Raw genomic sequence first — 18,650 nt, forward strand, 5'->3', positions numbered from 1 at the left:
AAGTGTTTAATGAATATGAGCGTTTAGTGTACTGGCAGTAAAGGTACTTATCTGTAAACTAATTATTCAGCAATAAATCAGCCAGTTTACAATTTACGTGTTTACTCTTTAAACTTGAAACGCTGTATTTTGTTAAAGTAATGTGTTTGGACGGCCGCAGATCATTGGCCTTTTTTGTAAGTGCGCATGTAATCAGCCATTTCTTCAGGGGTCATTTTTTGGTCAGATCCCGGTGTCAATTCAATAGCTTCTTGAATGGCTTTGTCAGCTCTATCGATGAATACCTTTGGCTTGCCTTCTGCTTTGATAAGGTCAAAACCATCGTATAAATCACCCTTGGCGGTATAGGAGCCATAGCTGAGTCGATTGCCTTCTATGCTGATTAATTGATATAGTTGGGTGTTGGAGGCTGCCCGATCCATCCATTTGTCAAAAGTGAGATTGTACATTTTTGGCCCGCTCACCGAGACGACATATACTGGTCCTTGGGCGGATGGGTCTTGATTGGCTACTCCAGAAGGTAGATTCCTTCCTCTACCATAAGAATGATCGTGTCCTTGAAGCACAAGATCAACTTTATATTTGTCAAAAATAGGCTTGAAAGCTTCTCGAAATTCCTTGTTGTCACGTCCAGTTCCCGTAGAATAAATTGGATGATGAAAAGTAATGATAGTCCACTTTTGGGGGTTTTCTGAAAGTACTTTTTCCAGCCATGTTTTTTGGGTAGCCATGGCGTTTTCATTCACAACTATCTCTTGCGAGTTCAGCGAAATTATTCTTACATCTGAGTAATCTATGTAATAGACTGTCTCTGAGAATTCCTCAGGGCCATTTTCAGGAAGCGTAAATTGTTTCTGCCAGTGGTAATCCAGCACTAAAGCACCATCTTCTTCGCTATCATATTCATGGTTGCCAGGAGTGGCGATACTCGGGATCATTGCATTAATAAATGAACCAGCATAATTCCATTCTCCCCATTCTGAATCGGATTGGGTACTGTTGATCAAATCACCTGCATGTAGCATGAATGCAGCTTTTGGCAAATTGGAATAGGCCTGTCTGATAATTCTAGACCACTGAGACTTGAGGTTGTTCTGCGCATCACCAAAATAGATAAAAGAAAAGGGAGTGCCTTTTTCAGGAGCAGTGGTAAACTGAAACCATTCTGACCAAGTCCCTTCATTGCCCACTCTATAGGCATAAGTGGTAGCTGACAGCAGATTAGGGAAAGTCACCGAATGATAATTTGCCTGCACACTGTCCACATCCAGAAACTCTGTTTTAGCTTCAAAAGTCTTTACGCTGTCGAGATAAATTGGTGTATTAGGAGCTAGGATAAACTGTGCCTTTGAATCCTTCACGTCAGCGGAAGTTCTCCAGGTCACAGTTTGGGTAGTCATAGGATCATCCGACCAAGTAAGCACGACCCGGTCAGGGAATTCCGTTGGAAGGAATTTTTGGGCAAAGAGATTGGCGGTAAGTGAAAGTAAAAATAGCGTGGCAAAAGTTATTTTAAATGCAGTGTTCATCCTATGGAAGTTTTGTGGAAATGTACCAGTAATGTAGTCGTTAAAAGCTCATTTTTTTGAATTATTCTATTAAGGAATCTTTAAATAATCCTGAGTATAGTTAGCAATAAATACTGTTAAATGTCTTATTTTCTGCTTAAATAAGGTTTTTGAAAATTCTTTTTTAGGCCAAATCTTCTATTGATGCTTATGTTTTTTGTCAGTATTATCCTCGTCATAGAATCATTATACTAGTTGTAGCTGATTTAGGCTTTGGTATTCCTTTTACAGTCAATAAGTATTTGACAGATCATTGTCTAAGTAAGCTTTCACAAATTGACGCTGTGGAATGGGCTCTAAAAATTAATAAGACCACTCAATCCAAACCCTACAATGCAGGTAAGGGACTGGATACTATTTCATCCTTTGTTACTGCAAACAAAGGACAATGGAAATTATTCTAAGGAGAAGTCAAAATGCAAAGTGGGGTTTCTGGCAATCAATTTTTCATTAATCCTATTCAAAATTTTGTGGGAACAGTGATAGAGATCTCCATCAAAGTTGATAACTTAAGTCACATTGAAACCGTAGATTTTTTGGATTGGTAATCAAATAATCTAATTTTGCATCCCATGAAAATTCTCCTAACAGACATAGTCTCAGACACCTATTCTAATGCAGCTGGGTACTCCCTTTATTTGGTGCTCAAGAATAAGTTGAAAGATGGAGAGGTAATTCAGTTGTCATTTCTTGGCGCGTCTCCTCCTTCCACATCCTTTCTAAATTCTTCATTTGGTTCTCTGATTGATGAAATGGGTTTGGATGATTTTCTTTCTCTAGTTAAACCTGCTGAGGTTACACATACACAGGCAAGTATGCTTAAGCATTATATTCAGGGCTTTCGCTCAGGAGCCAAAGCTTAGGGTAATTTGTTTTTCAGACTTGTAAAAAAAGGTAATGTACTAATGGGGATTTTTTTGATTTTTCCAGGTCTTTTTGATCACATTTTTTTCCAGATTAAAACTTAACCCAGAAAGTACTAGGCCAATCACCACTATCACACAGGCTGTCATCCAATTCCAATACGAAACCTGAATGGAAAAGAACTGTAGCCCGAGACCTGAGAGCCACACAAGGTGTCCATTCCTAGTGCGGATATTGCGCGGTTTGATAGTATAACAGCTTTTCCCCTCGTCGATCAGTGGCCTGAAAAAGTCCCGGTACTGCCAAAGTATAATCAGATCCAAGAGAAGCAGAAATGCCAAAACATAAGGTGTTCCTTGCCATTGCAAAGAAATGGTCACCATCAGAATATTCCCAATCAGGGGAAGCATCATAATGCTGCCTATAAGTTTGTAGCGCAGGGTCAGCAGCAGGTATCCAATGGTGATTTGACTGAAGGCGATGAATTTCCCATAGAGCCCCAGCCCATAAGGTTCCAGTCTTTCGATCAGCCAAACCGGACCAATCCATCCAAAGAATCTATGTTCAAAGAACAATTTGGCCATACCTGAACCCCAAAAGGTAAATCCTAAAAAGACAGAAATAGCTAGTAGGAAATAGCGAGACAGGTTTTTCATATGATTATAATTGCCTTTTAACGGCCATAACCTGTCCCGTGACGAAGGAAACGGGATGGAATCTCGCATGGTAGATAATCATCCCAGTGTGTGACGCTTGAGTCATGCTCGATTTCATGTGATTTCTATAGCGTTTAAATTTATTCATTTCTTCGGTTACATTCTCCCATTGCCACAGCAAATCTGGCGGAATTGTGTTAGGAAGTGAGGCTTACTGGCAGCTTAGCAGAACGTAGAATTAAGCTGAATATATTTTTTTACTTTAATATTAGATTAATTCTAAATAAGGCTTGTTTAGAATTAATCTAATTAATAGGTTTGAGAAATATTTGAAAACCAAACCAAGATGAATCGTAGAATTTTACTCCTAACCTCCCTATTTTGCCTTTGTATTTTTGCAGCTTTTGCACAGTCTGCCAGCATCAAAGGATTTGTAACTACCTCGGATGAGCAGCCGATGGAGTTTGTTCATGTCGGAATCAAAGGCCTCGCTAAAGGAAATGCGACCGATAGAAATGGCTTCTTTGAAATCAAAAATGTCACACCGGGCTACTATACAGTGTATGCATCTTTTGTAGGAATCGAAAAGCAGGAAAAGAACATACAGCTCAATGCTGGCGAGACGCTTTCTGTAAACTTTATTTTGGCAGAAAGCTCCACGGATCTGTCGGAAGTCATCGTAACAGATCAGGCTGCAAACAGATTTTATTCAGACAGCAATTTCACAATAGCTAAACTGCCACTTACGGACCTACAGAATCCCCAGGTTTACAATTCTATTTCGCAGAAACTGCTAAAAGAGCAAGTTGTGACCACTATGAATGACGCTCTTAAAAATGCGACTGGTGTCACACGACGTTGGGAATCGACCGGACGTGGAGGCGACGGGGCAGAATATTATTCTATGCGGGGTTTTGCGGTGCAACCAACCATGGTAAACGGCATGCCAAGCCTGAATAACGGCGGTCTTGATCCTGCAAATGTGGAAAGTGTGGACGTGATCAAAGGGCCTTCAGGGACACTATATGGTAGCTCTGTGATTTCTTATGGAGGTCTGATCAATATCACTACCAAGCGCCCAAGTGATATTTTTAAAGGTGAAGTCGGATTCATTACAGGTAGCTACGGCCTAAACCGCCTGACAGCAGATGTAAATGTCCCATTGAATGAAACTGCTTCTATGCGTGTCAATACTGCTTATCAGTCAAACAATACGTTCCAAGATGCTGGTGGGAGAAATTCCTTTTTCATCGCCCCATCTTTTAAATTTGAAGCAAGTGAGCGCCTGACCTTTTTGATCAATACGGAATTTTTGAATTCAAATTCTGTAAATGCACCGATGATTTTCTTGAATAGAAACAATCCGCTGACTTTCTCATCTATTGATCTTTTTGAGCAAAACTATGAGAAATCATTTACAGGAAGTGAGTTGAGTATCAATAATACTTCTTATGCACTTCAGGCGCAGGCTTTCTACAAGCTTTCGAATAGCTGGACATCCCAGACAGTTGTATCCAGAAGTTCCACTAAATCTGACGGATATTACCACTACCTATTTGATGGCAGTGACGGAGACTCATTCTACCGATATATTTCAGATCGCAACGCGCAGACCTTGACCACTGATATTCAGCAAAACTTCATCGGTGACTTCAAGTTGGGTTCCATGCGAAACAAGATGATCGTGGGATTGGATTATTATGATGCAGATATGTTGAATAGCAGCTCTGGCTGGGTCGGGAATGGAGTAGTGACGCTCTCTGATGGCGCTGACACGGGTATATTGACTCAGGCTGGAGTAGATGAGCTGTTGAAAGGTACTTTTGAAGGAAATACTACAGGGAATACGCGAATCGTGAGTGCTTATGTGTCTGATGTGATCGAATTGCTACCGAAGCTTTCTGCTATGGCAAGTGTGAGAATTGATAATTTCAAGAATGAAGCCTGGGGATCGGACTCTGAAGCAAATACACAAACAGCTGTATCGCCGAAATTCGGGCTCGTTTATCAGCCCGTAAAAGACAAAGTTTCCATCTTCGGTAACTATATGAATGGCTTTGTGAATATCGCTCCAGCCAATGTAAGTGATGCTGATGGGACTAATACTAGATTAAAAACTTTTGATCCAGAGAAAGCTAACCAATATGAGTTCGGTGTGAAGACCAACCTGTATAAAGACAAAATATCGGCAACGGCCAGCTACTATACTATCACCGTGTCTAATCGTTTGATGACTGATCCAACTAATATCAACCACTCCATCCAAGGTGGTGAAGTAGTGAGTAAAGGGTTTGAATTCAGCCTGATCGCCGAGCCGATTGTAGGATTGAATTTAGTGGCGGGCTTTAGTAAAAATGACGCTGAAGTGACTGAAGATTACCCTGAAAGTGGCTACCTAGGCCTTCGCCCTGAGGAAGCGGGACCAGAGAACTTGTTTAATTTCTGGGCAAGTTATTCCTTCTCAGCAGGTGGTTTGAAAGGCCTCGGGCTAGGGTTTGGCGGCAATACTGCAAGCGAATATTTAACTATGAATAGAGCAAATATTGGGGCATTTGCACTTCCTGCTTATCAGGTGTTTAATGCTTCACTTACTTACACCGGCTCGAAGTATTTCTTGGCTCTAAAAGTAAACAACCTGACGGATCAAAAGTATTACTCTGGGTGGTCCACCGTGACACCTCAGAATTTAAGAAACGCTTCTTTAAGTCTCAATTATAGATTCTGATGAGTTTAAGAAAATCGATTGGAAAAATTCACCTCTGGCTTGGACTTTCGTCCGGGCTAGTGGTGCTTATAGTGGCTGTCACAGGTTGTATCTATGCGTTTCAGGCAGAAATCAAAGAGTTGACCTATCCTTTCTTATCTGTTGAGCCGCAGGAAAGGGCTGTTTTGGCTCCGAGCAAAATCAGTAAAATTGCCCAAGAAGCTTTTCCGGAAGGGCATCTTCATGCGATACTTTATCCCACCAGAGAGAAATCCGCCCAAGCCATATTTTTCAGCTATGGCGAAGGAAATGATCACTACCAAATCGCCTATATTAATCCCTACAGTGGGGAATTACTCCAGCTCAAGGATGAATACGCGGATTTTTTCCGAATCGTTTTGGACGGACATTTTTATCTCTGGCTTCCTCCTGAGATTGGTCAGCCTGTGGTAGCTTCATTTACCTTGGTTTTCCTTTTTATGGTGATCTCTGGTATGATCCTTTGGTGGCCAAAGAAAAAGAAGAATCTAAATCAGAGTCTGAAGATCAAATGGTCTTCGAGATGGAGAAGAAAGAACTATGACCTACACCAGGTGCTAGGGTTTTATGTGATGACTTTTGCCTTGGTTTTCGCAGTGACCGGCTTGGTTTGGGGCTTTTTGTGGTTTAGAGATGGAGTGTATTTTGTAGCTTCGGGAGGTGATAAATTTGTAGAGTACTACAACCCAGTTTCAGATTCTACACAAACTTACCATGGGGAAATCTCTGCATTGGATGCAGTCTGGATGAAAATGAATGCGGAATATCCCAATGCTGATTGGATAGAAGTTCATACCCCCGACTTCGAAGGAGCTGCTATTGCGGCCAATGCGAATCCCGATGCATCGACTTATTGGAAAGCTGACTATCGCTATTTTGATCAGAATACACTGGAAGAACTCCCTGTGGAGCATTTTTATAACCGATTTGAGGAAGCTACTGTAGCCCAGAAAATCATGCGGATGAATTACGATGTTCACGTGGGAGCGATCGCCGGCTTACCGGGTAAGATTTTGGCTTTTTGCCTAAGTGCAATTATTGCGTCATTGCCAATTACCGGATTTTTGATCTGGTGGGGGAGAAGAAATAAGGAGAAGAAGTCAGTTAATCAGATCAAGGAAAAGAGGGAGCTGACTAAGGCGTAAACTCTTTAAAGGTTAAAGGTTAAAGGTGGAAAGGTTATAAGGTTTTGAAGCCTTTCTTCATTTTAATCCAGAAGTTATTGCGGCAACCGGAGTTGTATCGGACTATCTCATCCTGAAATAGCATCACAATAGTGCATGAAGTTTTGCAATTGGTGAGATATCATAAATACTGCTTCTGTTATATTTTTACCGGGTATGAATTTGTCAAAATTCCTTATTTTGGATGCCTAAACCTTATTTACAATGGCATCAGCAAGTGAACTAGCACCGGGAAGCAAACTATCTCACCCAAAATTCGGAACAGGAATGATACTGTCTCTGGATGATACCTATTACAAGATTTACTTTTATAATACCGAGGAGGTAAAGACACTTGCCCGAGATTATGATGGCTTCACTGTGGAGGAAGCCAAGGTGGCTGATTTCCCTATGCTCACGATGAAGGATGTGGAAAGGGCGATTCGAGAAGCACTAATCCAGACTTCGGAGAGAGCTCCGATTGTTACATTAGGGGGAAAGTGGATGGGAGGGAATGTAGTGTTTGAGCCCAATGATTCGGCACTGCAAAGCAAGGAGATTCCGATGGCGACCTTTTTTCATAAGATTGTGATGGTGCGTGAAAAGCTTCGGGTTTTGGAGCAAAACATCAACAATCATCCAAAGTTGGACGACGAAGATCGAGTTGGGTTGCAGCAGTATATCACCAGAGCATACGGTTCATTGACTACTTTCAACGTGCTTTATGCTTACAAGGAAGATCAGTTTAAGGGAAGTGGGTCTTAAAAGGAGTTGGGTCAGATTCTGGCTCTTATCCTACTGAGCGTCTCAATGGTCATATCTAGAAAAGAGGCGATTTGACCTACAGATGCCTTTTGAATCACTTTTGGTCGGTATTGCATCAGTTCGAGGTATCTTTCCCTAGCTGTTTTGAATTTGGTGAAGATCTGTTGCTCCTCCAGCACTATATAATACTGCTCCAAAATCAACCTATAGGCGTGCTCCAATTCTGGAAATTCGAGAAAGCATGTTTGCAGGTTTTCATAGGAGATTTTGAAAACCCTACTTTTCTCCATCGTTTCGATGTTTTCGTAGGAGGGTTTCCGAGTGATAAAGGAATGCATAGCGGTGACAAATTCCTCGTCTAGCGTAAATGAAACTGTAATGTCTCGGTTCTCTCGAAAGTAATAACTTCGAGCAGATCCTTCCGCCACAAAATAGAGGTACTTGCTGACTTGCCCTTCTTTTTCTAATAAGAAGCCTTTTTCAACCTCAAATTCTTCCAGGTGGCTCGCAAAAGCTGCTTTTGCTTCGTCACTTGTGGTAGGAAATTTGCTAAATAGGGTTGAGAAATTTTCCATAGGTTAGTTACTAAAAAGTGATGATGGCAAAGGGTATAGTTTAGATTTTCCCTAGGTTTGATTCAGTTAATTTAAAAAGAAGCACATCAACACGCGTTTTTTATTGAAAATATCTCAAATTTTAGCCTTGAATCCATTAAATACTACACTTATACTTTATAAACTAATCAATATTTTATGAAAAAGCTTTTGATTTTATGCTTTGCCTTAGGACTCTTCAGTACGGCCAATGCGCAATTTGGCGTTCAAGCTGGTTATAGTTTGGCTAATTTCTCCAATTTTGAATCTGATGCTACTGGCGGGATTCATGCAGGCGTCTATTATCGAAAAGAGTTGGGCTTTATTTCCATAGAACCAGGAATTCAATATTCACAAAAAGGATATAGGATAGATCAAACTACAGCCGGAGAAACCAAGGAACGTCTGAATTATGTAGATTTGCCTTTACTCCTCCGGGTTAATTTCTTACCTATTCTCAACGTTTTTGTCGGTCCACAGGGGTCTTTGTTGGTTTCAAGAAAATATGAAGCAGGGGGAAACACTGAAACCAGCACAGAAGCTATCAAGGCTTATGATATTGCAGGCATAGTAGGTGTGGGAGTGAAACTGCCGTTGAATTTGAATGCTCAGGTAAGCTATGATTTTGGTATTCAAAGTTTGAACTACTTCAATCAAGATGTGAAAAACAACGTATTGAAATTATCTGTTGGGATAGATTTCTAACTGATCTTCAGCATCAAATAGCATTCGAAAGCTCGGTGATAGCCGGGTTTTCATTTTTTCAGCCTATCTGGATTTTCTTCTATGAAAGATTTCCAACCAGCATTTCTGCCTTTAGTCTGGATTCTTCCTTCATGGAAGTGATGGCATAATGCTACCGCCAAAGCATCAGTTGCATCCAGCATTTTGGGGAGCTCTGTCAAGGAGAAAAGTGTCAGAAGCATAGCGGCAACTTGCTCTTTGGAGGCATTGCCATTTCCGGTGACTGACTGCTTTACTTTTTTGGGCGAATACTCAGTAATAGGAATATCTCTTGCCAGTGCCGCTGCCATTGCTACACCTTGAGCTCGGCCGAGCTTGAGCATGGATTGCACATTTACGCCGAAAAATGGAGCTTCCAAAGCCACGCTATCCGGCATAAATTCTTCTAAAATACTCGTGATCCGTTCAAAAATTTTCTTGAGTTTCAACTCATGCGTCTCATACTTTTTTAGATGAATTACGCCATATTGGAGGAGTTTATACTTTTTTCCTTCTGTCAAAATCACCCCGTAACCCATGACGTTTGTGCCGGGATCTATGCCTAAAATGATTTTTTCCTTTGGTGCTTTTTCTTGTTCTTTGCTCACTGGCGCAAGTTAGCCCAAAACATGCTAAGTTTTTACCTCATCTGGTCTCTGAGTTACTTCACATTGCTTTGGTGGATAAGCAGATTTTGGGAAATAAATGAAGGTAAGGCTATAGATCATTCATTTACTCCAGAAGTGACACTTATCATTCCTTTTCGAAATGAAGTAAGGAATATCCCAAGTTTGAGTGCACATCTAAAAAAGCTCAGGTATCCAAATCTTAGCATTTTGCTACTAGATGATCATTCTGAGGATGGCTCTTTTCAGCTTTTGGAAAAGTACTTTGAAGAAAATCCAAGCATCCAAGTCCTTCGAAGTCAGAAAAAGGGAAAGAAGTGTGCGCTGGAATTTGGTGTAAAAATGGCAACAGGAGAAATTATCCTATGCACCGATGCAGATTGTGATTTTCATGAATTTTGGGTTGAGAATATGATTGCGCCATTTCAGAATCAAAAGATTCAATTAGTAGCAGGAGCGGTGATGGTAGAGGCAGAAAGCAAGTTGTTGGAGGTATTTCAATCCCTGGACTGGGCAAGTATTCTGTTGATGACGAATTTCTCTTTTGCCAAAAAATGTCCCTTGATGTGTAGTGGGGCAAATCTGGCTTACAGAAAAGAAGCTTTCGCTCAAGTAAATGGATACGAGGGGAATCGCGAATTTTCTTCAGGGGATGATGAGTTTCTCTTGAAGAAAATCCATCTATGCTATGGCAAAGGTGCTTGTCATTATTTGACAACTTTGGAATCTTTAGTCAAAACAAAGGCAGAGCCTACTTGGGAGTCATTAATCAGTCAGCGTGTTCGCTGGGCGAGTAAGTGGAAGGCACATTCCTCCATCTCGCATGCTATGTCTGCCGCTGGAGCATTTTTTGTTCAGTTGGTATGGATTGGAAGTTTTTCTTTGGTTTTCTTGGGAGCCAAAGGAATACTGGCTTTTGCCTTAGGTTGGCTTATGAAAATATTTGCAGAGAAAATTAGTTTGGGTAAAGTTTTGAAAAGTCTGAACAGCCAACCAAGTAATCGAATGATCCTTCAGACATCCTTTGTGCATCCATTCTATGTATTTAGAGTTGGGATTCGAGCTTTGAGCGGAAAATTCACATGGAAAGGCAGGGGGAACTAGAGAAGTGTTAATTTTGAATATGATTATCCTCAATAATGCCAGTCCCCAAAATTTCTTTGCTTATCGGGCAGGAAGACCGAAGACAGCAGACCGAAGTGGGCTAAATTCTAATGATTACTAAATTCTATGATACTTTAGTTTCTTTACTGGCAGAAAGGAGGATACACTTAATTTTGAATCTGAAAATCAGAACATGAACGACGAGGAATTTGACTTGATGGACGAGCTTTATTTCGTCCAATCCTACGGATATCTATTGGAAACATTGGATTGGGAGGAGGAAGTGCTGTTAACGACTTTGCAGCGCCTTTTTTCTCAAGGATATATCAAATGTCTGGATGATCCGGATACAGAAAGATTCGGAGCGGTGGATATTAGTAAGGAAGGAAAGGATTTATATTTTTTGGCGTCTAAAAAAGGCCTGATGGCACATAATACACGATAAAATTGACCACAGAAACACACAAATATCAACGCAAGGAACTGCAACTGAAATCTCTGCTGGAGATCACTCAGGCTATAAATGAAAACCAGTCTGAGGCAGTTTTGCTTAATATTTTCAAGTTCACCTGCCTTGTGCACCTGAATATCAAAGCACTCATACTCTATGTGGCCAAGGAAGGGGCTTTTGAAAATAAAATCTCACATGGGGTGAAAGGGAATGTACCTGTGCTCATAGCTACTAATCAGGTGCTGGATGAGAAATCCACCGGTGAATTGCGGCTGGAGCTGGAGAAGGAATATTCATTTGAGGAGTTGGAAACCTATTTGCCAGTTTACCATAAGGACAAGATGCTTGCGATTCTTTTTTTGAAAAGGAAGGATCAGAGATTGGATTTGGATCTTAATTTCACACAAGCACTGACCAACATTCTAGTGGTGGCTCTGGAAAATAAGCGATTTGCCAGAAAACAGCTGGAGCAGGAGATCTTAAATAGGGAGGTGGCTATAGCCTCTCAGGTGCAGCAGATGCTTTTTCCTGCCGAGCTTCCTTTAGATAAAGAGCTGAAAGCGAAAGTAACCTACTTGCCTCATAGTATGGTAGGTGGTGATTATTACGATCTTATCCGCAAATCCAAAGATGAGGTTTACTTCTGTATTGCTGATGTATCCGGCAAAGGGATTTCTGCAGCGCTCTTGATGTCAAATTTCCAGGCGGCTTTACGTACACTTTTGCGAAGCGATGCAAACCTGGAAATGGTCGTGAAGCAGCTGAACTATACCTTGTATGAAAACACACATGGAGAGCGCTTCATTACTTTTTTTCTCGGGTACTTCAATTTCAAAACCCGTGAGCTCACTTACGTGAATGCAGGTCATAATCCCCCATTGCTGTGCAGAGAAGAAACAGGCAAATGTGAGAGTCTACATGCAGGAACCACAATTTTGGGGGCTTTTGATGAGTTGCCATTTCTGGAAATAGGTAGACGAGATGACCTAAAAGACTTTTCGCTGCATCTATACACTGATGGATTGACAGAAGCGATGAATCCATCTGAGGAAGAGTACGGTGAGGAGCGTTTGGAGAAATTTGTATCCAAGAATCTAAAGCTGGATCCAGATGATTTTCACAGGAAGTTCTTGAAGAAAATCAAGGAGTTTTCGAAGAATGTACCCCTCCGGGATGATTTGACTTTGCTGAGTTTAAGGTTCCAATGATATGATTTGGCATACAGTCCCGAAGCTTGTTCAACAGCTTTATCCAAACAGGATTTGGGGAAAAAGTGCTGCTGAGAATACAGTTTACTTGACTTTTGACGATGGCCCGGTACCTGGAGTTACGGATTATGTTTTGCAGGAATTGGCCAAAAGAAATCAGAAAGCCACTTTTTTTGTGGTAGGAGATAATGTACGCAAATATCCAAGGCTAGCCCGGCAACTTGTCAGCTTGGGCCACAAGGTAGGTAACCACACGTTTAATCACTTGAATGGGTGGAAAACAGAAAAGTCTATCTATCTAGATAACATTGAGCTATGCGATAGGGCGCTTGAAGATGTTTTGGGGATTGAGACAAAGCTTTTTAGGCCGCCTTACGGATTGATCAAATCAAGTCAGGCTGTGGAGGTTGCCAGATGCCATCAGGTAGTGATGTGGGATATGCTTTCGGGTGATTATGATCAGCGTTTGAAACCAGAAGTTGTTTTGAAGAATTCTATACGACATACCAAAGCTGGTTCAATTGCAGTCTTTCATGATCAGTCAAAAACTCAGGAACTTTTGCCTAAGATACTACCACAGTATCTTGATTACATACTGGAGATGGGCTGGAAAGCGGAAGTGCTATGATGCTCTGGCTTGGCATCGGAATAGTTGGGCTGATTTTGATTCAGTTTGTCATCGTTTTGATACGGATAAATTTTTTCTGGAAAAATCATAACGAGAAGTTATCCTCGGACTTGCCCTTTATTTCCATACTAGTGTCAGCCAGAAATGAGGAAAGAGATCTTCCAGACCTACTGAGATCCTTAGAGCAATTGGATTTTCCTGTAGAGCGAATCCAGTTTTTGTTTGCTGATGATCAGAGTACAGACCGCACTGCGGGTATTTTGGAAGATTGGTGTGCGGCGGGTTCGAACCGAACCTTTCTGACCATTGACTCTTCTCAAGCCGCATTATATAACAGGAATGGTAAGGCAAACGCCTTGGGGGTTTTGGGTGAAAAAGCGACTGGAGAATATTTCTTTTTTACAGATGCAGACTGTGAAGTCAATCCAAATTGGATACGGGCAGGGATCGGTGCATTTACAGGGAATGTAGGGTTGGTGATTGGTATTACTCAGGTGGAAGCCAGAGGACTGGCTGAACGTTTCCAAGAACTTGATTGGTGGCTGACTTTAGGTTTTGTCAAAGTGGCTACGGATCTCGGGATTCAGACTACGGGTTTGGGAAATAATATGGTGATCAGTCAAGAAGCTTATCAGCAATCGGGTGGTTTTAAAAATTTGCCCTTTAGCCTTACGGAAGACCTTGAGATCTCACGCGCTATTCAGCTGCAAGGATTCAACATATCCCAGCAAGTAAGTCCAGAAATGCTGGTGATGACAAAGCCCGAAACAAGTTTTAGAAGCTTACTTGATCAGCGGAAGCGCTGGATGAATGGTGTGATGACTCTGCCGATTTATTGGAAGATGATTTTAGGACTTCAGTTGGGGTATTTTATTGGGCTTATTGGCCTTTTAGTGCTGTATCCAGCAGTTGGATTGATGCTAGGATTGATCAAAATACTGCTACAGGGAGCGTTTCTGAATGGGGTTGCAGGGAAAGCAGGAGTGAAGATCAATGGGTTCTCTTGGTTCGTTTTTGATTTTTATAATTTCAATACCACCGTCCTTANGAGCGTTTCTGAATGGGGTTGCAGGGAAAGCAGGAGTGAAGATCAATGGGTTCTCTTGGTTCGTTTTTGATTTTTATAATTTCAATACCACCGTCCTTACTATTCTTTACTATTTTTGGCCTTCCAAGACCAAATGGAAATCCAGAATATACCCATGAAATCGAGCATGACTCAAAGGGTCACACACTGGGATGATATAATATATGCGAGATTCCATCCCGTTTCCTTCGTCACGGGACAGGTTATGGCCTTTAAAAGATAAATTATAATCATATGAATTACATAGAGACACACGCACATATTTATTCTTCCAAGTTTGATTCGGACCGGGATCAGGTCATCCAAGATATCAGAGATGCTGGTATAGAGCGGATTTACATGCCAAATGTGGATGTGGAGACCATCGCAGCGATGCTTGATTGTGAGGACAAATATCCGGGTTTATGCATTCCTATGATGGGACTGCACCCATGTGATGTCAAGGATGATTTTCATGAGCAATTGGCTATTATGGAAGATTGGCTGAATAAACGTCAGTTTGTAGCGGTGGGAGAGATAGGGCTAGATCTTTATTGGGACAAAACATTTTTTGAGCAGCAAAAGGAGGCCTTAAAGATTCAGATCAATTGGGCAAAAAAGAGAGATTTGCCCATTGTGCTACATTGTAGAGAGTCAATGGATGAGACAATAGCTATAGTTAAGGAGGAGCAAGACGGTAAATTGAAAGGAATATTCCACTGTTTCAATGGTAATTTGGAACAGGCAAAGCAAATTATAGACTTAGGCTTTTTGTTGGGTATAGGAGGAGTAGCGACGTTCAAAAAAGGAGGTTTGGATGAGGTGATTCCAGCAATTGGTCTTGATCATTTGGTTTTGGAGACGGATGCCCCATACCTTGCCCCTGTTCCATTTAGAGGAAAAAGGAACTCTCCGGCTTATTTGCCAATTATTGCAGAGAAAATTGGAGATTTCCTTCAGATTGCGAAAGAGGAAGTAGCTCTCAAGACAAAACAAAATGCCCTTAACCTATTCGGTGAGCTTGGATCATGAATTATAAAATAGTACGATTAAATACGGCACTACGTACCAGCAAAACATCTTCTGTCCTTATAGTATATACAGGGGGAACGCTTGGAATGGCCTATGACGATAGCGGTGCGTTGGTGCCATTTAATTTCGGGCAGATTCTGGAGAAGATCCCTATTCTCTACACCATGGATATTGCCATTACGGTGATTTCTTTTCCCGAGCCGATAGATTCTTCCAATGTCACAATGAGTCACTGGAAAGATATGGCTTACATTATCTATGAGAATTACGATAGTTATGACGGGTTTGTGGTACTTCATGGTACCGATACCATGGCTTACTCTGCATCCATGCTGAGCTACATGCTACAGGGATTGAATAAGCCTGTGATATTCACTGGAGCCCAGCTCCCTATCTCAGCGATGCGATCAGATGCTCGCGAAAACCTAATGACTTCCTTAGAAATCGCCACCGCAAAGATCAATGGGGAGCCAATAGTGCCTGAGGTTTGTATCTTCTTTAATCACCTACTGCTTAGGGGAAATCGTTCCAAAAAAGTGCAAAGCGTGCATTTTGATGCCTTTGAATCAGAGAACTATCCTCCGCTGGCAGAGTCAGGAATTGTGATTGATTATAATACACAAGCAATTCGTCCCTTAGAAACCCACAAGAAATTGGTGAATAGAAATTCACTTGACAATAATGTACTTATCCTCAAATTATTTCCCGGGATCACTCAGAATGTGATTGATGCCACTCTTAATATAAAGGGGCTTAAAGCAATTGTATTGGAAACATATGGATCAGGAAATAGTCCTAGTAAGGAATGGTTTATGAATTCGCTTCAAAAAGCAATTAAAAAAGGAATCATCATCCTAAATGTCTCACAATGTAATGGTGGGCGAGTGATCCAGGGAAGATATGAGACTAGTAAAGAGTTGCTGAATGTAGGGGTGATCAGCGGAACCGATATGACTACTGAAGCAGCTGTGACGAAATTGATGTTCTTATTGGGTCAGGAGAACAAGCATTCGGATGTAATCGCGAAGCTGAAAGTTCCCTTAGCTGGAGAGATGAGCGCTTGATAGCAATTTCAATGGCTATTTTCCAGGATAATTTGGAAACGGCACTAATAATAATTTTCTTTGCACTCCGATTCAGGATAAGGATCGTATAACAACCTAGAGAGGTGGCCGAGTGGCTGAAGGCGCACGCTTGGAAAGCGTGTATACTCGTGAGGGTATCGAGGGTTCGAATCCCTTCCTCTCTACTATTAAGGAATTGAATATCAATAGGTTACAGGTTTAAAAATCTGTAACCTATTTTTGTTTCTGCCTTAAATATATTTAAATAATTGATTTTCAAGTACTTACGTTGATAAACGTTAAGATTTTCCAGAAAATACGAAGGCCTGTAATTAGTTGTGTTACAGGCTTTTTTGTATTCAAACCCCTAAAGTTTTCACAATTGCCTGTAATTCCAGTGCGTCATTCGTGTAGTTCACCTACTTCGAAAAAAAAGACGCACTAAGATCTATATTATGCTTTGAATATCAACTTGTTCAATATTTAAACTTTTTGTGATTTAGAGCCTGTTTTTCGAGTTTTATTAACCTATATCAGTGCGTTATGTTAGAAAAATGCTTTGGATTGCTCTTCTTTCTGAAACAATCCAAAAAAGCAAAAATGATGAAAGGTATATTTACCTGAGAATTACTGTTGATGGAATAGCTAAAGAGTTGTTCACCAAAAGATTATGTCCATATTCTAGGTGGAATGTCTCCGCCGGACGTGCAACAGAAAATTCAGAGGAGGGAAAAACCTTAAATTCGTATCTTGATACTCTTTACTACAAAGCCCTGCAGGCAAAAAAAGTATTGCTGGACCATGATAAAGAGGTCACTGCTGATGCAGTAAAAAATATTCTCTTAGGAATAGGAGAAAAGAAAAGAATGATCTTGGAGATTTTTCAGGAGCATAATGATCAGGTTGAGGCCCTTCTGGATAAAGAATATGCACCAGGCACGCTTCAGCGATATCGAACCTCCTTGGGCCATACCAGAGCATTTATGAGATGGAAGTACAAAAAATGAAGATTTGGATATCCAATCCTTGGACTACGACTTCATCTCTTCCTATTCCTTTTGGCTTAAAACAGTCCAGAATTGCAGCCATAATACCACGGTGAAGTGTTGGCCAATTAAAAGATCGTTCTTATATGCCTTAAAAATGGCTGGCTGGACCGAGATCCTTTTATCCGTTTTAAAATTGTAAAAAATGAAGTTCATCGAGTCTATCTAACTTCTTATCACAAGTAAATCGTGTTCAAAAGAATACCAGCAATTACCTTAATTTCCAGGCTCTGCAGGTCTTACTTGCTAATACAACTTTTGATAACGATAAATTATTCTTTATTTGGATAGCCCTTTAGATCTTTCTCATTTTCTACTTAGAGCTTTAGATACAGGTGATTGGCAGGAAAAATCAATTACCAAAGAGCAGGTTTTAGAACTAATAAGAGCTAAAATACAAAGCGTAGACTTTAATAGTATAAAGGAGGATTTAATACGATTTATCCAAGATGATTCGTCATTATCAATCTGGAGTCCGCAATACTTTATAGATCTCATAGAAAGTTTGAAATTCAAGCAGACATAAGTTGCTCTTTTTAACTTTAAGGTAATTTCAACCGATTTAGCTAAAATGGTTAATGTGTTGTTAGCCTCACCTTACTCCCCATTCTCGGATGATACGACGAGTCAGGGTTATTGAAATACTTCAAAAGTGGGAGGGAGGGGGTACTTCCGAAGTACCCCCTCAACTTAGGAGGTCCTCCGTTAGCCCTTTTTGCAACTCGCTTGAACCTCTGAGCCTCAACGTTTGATCTTTTTGCTGCTCGCTTAAGGCTTTTTGCTTCAACGTTGCGCCTTTTCGCATCATATTTGAGGCTTTTTGAATATCGCTTGAATCTTTGAGCTTCAACGTTACACCTTTTTACTACACTGTTTCGGCTTTTTGATTCCTATTTGGTTCTAATTGCCTCAATGCTGTATCTTTTTGCATCAAGCTTGATTTTTTTAGCTTAACGCATGTCAGGTTTTAGAGGACATTTGTACCTTTCTTACTTACACTTGTCTGTTTTTACTTCATCTTTGGAGCTTTTTAGTTGAATGTGGAGTCCTCCGCTAAGCGGAGTTTGTGACTCCGCTTTTCTATTATTTGGAATTTGTAAATCCTTCTCCCATAATGTTCAATCCCTTCAGGATTGCCATCTATTTTCGAACGTCTTTTACCCCCGGTTGCACCGGGGGCTATTCATGGTTCGATCCTTTCAGGATCAATTGCCCAGAAATATCCTAATACAAATGAGGCTGTCTCAAAAGTAGATAGTTTAAAAGGCTAGTCGATTACTCGGCTAGCCTTTCTTGTTTTACTCAAAATATGTACTTTGAGGTGTGGAAAAACAAGACTTAAATGTAGTC

17 protein-coding genes and 1 tRNA gene are annotated in these 18,650 nt (G+C 40.8%); 14 read left to right on the plus strand and 4 right to left on the minus strand.

The annotated features are described in order from the left end of the window. Positions 1–161 precede the first annotated feature (161 nt). Positions 162–1,529 (minus strand): purple acid phosphatase family protein, encoded by a 1,368-nt coding sequence (locus U3A58_RS14380; protein WP_323824423.1) that lies wholly within the window; start codon positions 1,527–1,529, stop codon positions 162–164. Positions 1,530–2,140: 611 nt separating this feature from the next. Between U3A58_RS14380 and U3A58_RS14385 the strand changes: the two genes are divergently transcribed. Then, positions 2,141–2,431 carry an STAS-like domain-containing protein gene (locus U3A58_RS14385; protein ID WP_323824425.1) on the plus strand — a complete coding sequence of 97 codons (291 nt, stop codon included), beginning with the start codon at positions 2,141–2,143 and terminating at the stop codon, positions 2,429–2,431. Positions 2,432–2,470: 39 nt separating this feature from the next. On the opposite strand, the gene U3A58_RS14390 is transcribed toward U3A58_RS14385, so the two are convergent. Continuing rightward, the gene (locus U3A58_RS14390; RefSeq protein ID WP_323824427.1) at positions 2,471–3,088 is read right to left on the minus strand and encodes a hypothetical protein; all 618 of its coding nucleotides are present in this window, start codon (positions 3,086–3,088) and stop codon (positions 2,471–2,473) included. A 346-nt stretch (positions 3,089–3,434) separates the two neighbouring features. Between U3A58_RS14390 and U3A58_RS14395 the strand changes: the two genes are divergently transcribed. From U3A58_RS14395 to U3A58_RS14405, 3 genes are all read left to right on the plus strand, one after another. Beyond that, a complete protein-coding gene (locus U3A58_RS14395) occupies positions 3,435–5,813 on the plus strand; it encodes a TonB-dependent receptor (protein ID WP_323824429.1) in 2,379 nt (792 codons plus the stop codon). Next, the gene (locus tag U3A58_RS14400; RefSeq protein WP_323824431.1) at positions 5,813–6,976 is read left to right on the plus strand and encodes a PepSY-associated TM helix domain-containing protein; all 1,164 of its coding nucleotides are present in this window, start codon (positions 5,813–5,815) and stop codon (positions 6,974–6,976) included. The genes U3A58_RS14395 and U3A58_RS14400 overlap by 1 nt, the downstream gene beginning before the upstream one ends. Before the next feature lie 243 nt (positions 6,977–7,219). Then, positions 7,220–7,759 carry a hypothetical protein gene (locus tag U3A58_RS14405; protein ID WP_323824432.1) on the plus strand — a complete coding sequence of 180 codons (540 nt, stop codon included), beginning with the start codon at positions 7,220–7,222 and terminating at the stop codon, positions 7,757–7,759. A gap of 11 nt (positions 7,760–7,770) precedes the next feature. Here U3A58_RS14405 and U3A58_RS14410 read toward each other — a convergent pair whose 3' ends face one another. Beyond that, entirely contained in the window at positions 7,771–8,334 is a 564-nt protein-coding gene (locus U3A58_RS14410) for a Crp/Fnr family transcriptional regulator (RefSeq protein WP_323824434.1), read from the minus strand. Between the two features lie 177 nt (positions 8,335–8,511). Between U3A58_RS14410 and U3A58_RS14415 the strand changes: the two genes are divergently transcribed. Further along, positions 8,512–9,057 (plus strand): porin family protein, encoded by a 546-nt coding sequence (locus tag U3A58_RS14415; RefSeq protein WP_323824436.1) that lies wholly within the window; start codon positions 8,512–8,514, stop codon positions 9,055–9,057. 50 nt (positions 9,058–9,107) lie between these two features. On the opposite strand, the gene ruvC is transcribed toward U3A58_RS14415, so the two are convergent. After that, positions 9,108–9,683, minus strand: a complete 576-nt coding sequence (gene ruvC, locus U3A58_RS14420; protein ID WP_323824438.1) for a crossover junction endodeoxyribonuclease RuvC — start codon at positions 9,681–9,683, stop codon at positions 9,108–9,110. Positions 9,684–9,704: 21 nt separating this feature from the next. Between ruvC and U3A58_RS14425 the strand changes: the two genes are divergently transcribed. The 9 genes from U3A58_RS14425 (at position 9,705) to U3A58_RS14465 (ending at position 17,261) form a co-directional block, all read left to right on the plus strand. After that, a complete protein-coding gene (locus U3A58_RS14425; RefSeq protein WP_323824440.1) occupies positions 9,705–10,805 on the plus strand; it encodes a glycosyltransferase in 1,101 nt (366 codons plus the stop codon). A 193-nt stretch (positions 10,806–10,998) separates the two neighbouring features. Then, on the plus strand, positions 10,999–11,250 hold the full coding sequence (locus U3A58_RS14430; RefSeq protein ID WP_323824442.1) for a hypothetical protein: 252 nt from the start codon (positions 10,999–11,001) through the stop codon (positions 11,248–11,250). 2 nt (positions 11,251–11,252) lie between these two features. Continuing rightward, positions 11,253–12,464, plus strand: a complete 1,212-nt coding sequence (locus tag U3A58_RS14435) for a PP2C family protein-serine/threonine phosphatase (protein ID WP_323824444.1) — start codon at positions 11,253–11,255, stop codon at positions 12,462–12,464. 1 nt (position 12,465) lies between these two features. Then, positions 12,466–13,092, plus strand: a complete 627-nt coding sequence (locus tag U3A58_RS14440) for a polysaccharide deacetylase family protein (RefSeq protein WP_323824446.1) — start codon at positions 12,466–12,468, stop codon at positions 13,090–13,092. Further along, positions 13,092–14,210, plus strand: coding sequence for a glycosyltransferase (locus U3A58_RS14445; RefSeq protein ID WP_465038360.1), 1,119 nt, complete (start codon positions 13,092–13,094; stop codon positions 14,208–14,210). Before U3A58_RS14440 ends, U3A58_RS14445 begins: the two co-directional genes overlap by 1 nt. 203 nt (positions 14,211–14,413) lie before the next feature. Next, entirely contained in the window at positions 14,414–15,190 is a 777-nt protein-coding gene (locus tag U3A58_RS14450; RefSeq protein ID WP_323824450.1) for a TatD family hydrolase, read from the plus strand. Continuing rightward, on the plus strand, positions 15,187–16,254 hold the full coding sequence (locus U3A58_RS14455; RefSeq protein ID WP_323824452.1) for an asparaginase: 1,068 nt from the start codon (positions 15,187–15,189) through the stop codon (positions 16,252–16,254). Before U3A58_RS14450 ends, U3A58_RS14455 begins: the two co-directional genes overlap by 4 nt. Positions 16,255–16,352: 98 nt before the next feature. After that, positions 16,353–16,439 (plus strand) — tRNA-Ser (locus tag U3A58_RS14460). 351 nt (positions 16,440–16,790) lie between these two features. Further along, positions 16,791–17,261 (plus strand): hypothetical protein, encoded by a 471-nt coding sequence (locus U3A58_RS14465; RefSeq protein WP_323824454.1) that lies wholly within the window; start codon positions 16,791–16,793, stop codon positions 17,259–17,261. Positions 17,262–18,650: the final 1,389 nt, after the last annotated feature.

The organism is Algoriphagus persicinus (assembly GCF_035156415.1).
GTDB classification, from domain to species: Bacteria; Bacteroidota; Bacteroidia; order Cytophagales; family Cyclobacteriaceae; genus Algoriphagus; species Algoriphagus persicinus.

Bases quoted from the DNA above. Each gene is read 5' to 3' on its own strand.
- U3A58_RS14400 (WP_323824431.1), top strand. From the start codon at position 5,813: ATGAGTTTAAGAAAATCGATTGGAAAAATTCACCTCTGGCTTGGACTT.
- U3A58_RS14380 (WP_323824423.1), bottom strand. From the start codon at position 1,529: ATGAACACTGCATTTAAAATAACTTTTGCCACGCTATTTTTACTTTCA.
- U3A58_RS14415 (WP_323824436.1), top strand. From the start codon at position 8,512: ATGAAAAAGCTTTTGATTTTATGCTTTGCCTTAGGACTCTTCAGTACG.
- U3A58_RS14440 (WP_323824446.1), top strand. From the start codon at position 12,466: ATGATTTGGCATACAGTCCCGAAGCTTGTTCAACAGCTTTATCCAAAC.
- U3A58_RS14405 (WP_323824432.1), top strand. From the start codon at position 7,220: ATGGCATCAGCAAGTGAACTAGCACCGGGAAGCAAACTATCTCACCCA.
- U3A58_RS14410 (WP_323824434.1), bottom strand. From the start codon at position 8,334: ATGGAAAATTTCTCAACCCTATTTAGCAAATTTCCTACCACAAGTGAC.
- U3A58_RS14385 (WP_323824425.1), top strand. From the start codon at position 2,141: ATGAAAATTCTCCTAACAGACATAGTCTCAGACACCTATTCTAATGCA.
- U3A58_RS14390 (WP_323824427.1), bottom strand. From the start codon at position 3,088: ATGAAAAACCTGTCTCGCTATTTCCTACTAGCTATTTCTGTCTTTTTA.
- U3A58_RS14455 (WP_323824452.1), top strand. From the start codon at position 15,187: ATGAATTATAAAATAGTACGATTAAATACGGCACTACGTACCAGCAAA.
- U3A58_RS14395 (WP_323824429.1), top strand. From the start codon at position 3,435: ATGAATCGTAGAATTTTACTCCTAACCTCCCTATTTTGCCTTTGTATT.
- U3A58_RS14430 (WP_323824442.1), top strand. From the start codon at position 10,999: ATGAACGACGAGGAATTTGACTTGATGGACGAGCTTTATTTCGTCCAA.
- U3A58_RS14425 (WP_323824440.1), top strand. From the start codon at position 9,705: ATGCTAAGTTTTTACCTCATCTGGTCTCTGAGTTACTTCACATTGCTT.
- U3A58_RS14450 (WP_323824450.1), top strand. From the start codon at position 14,414: ATGAATTACATAGAGACACACGCACATATTTATTCTTCCAAGTTTGAT.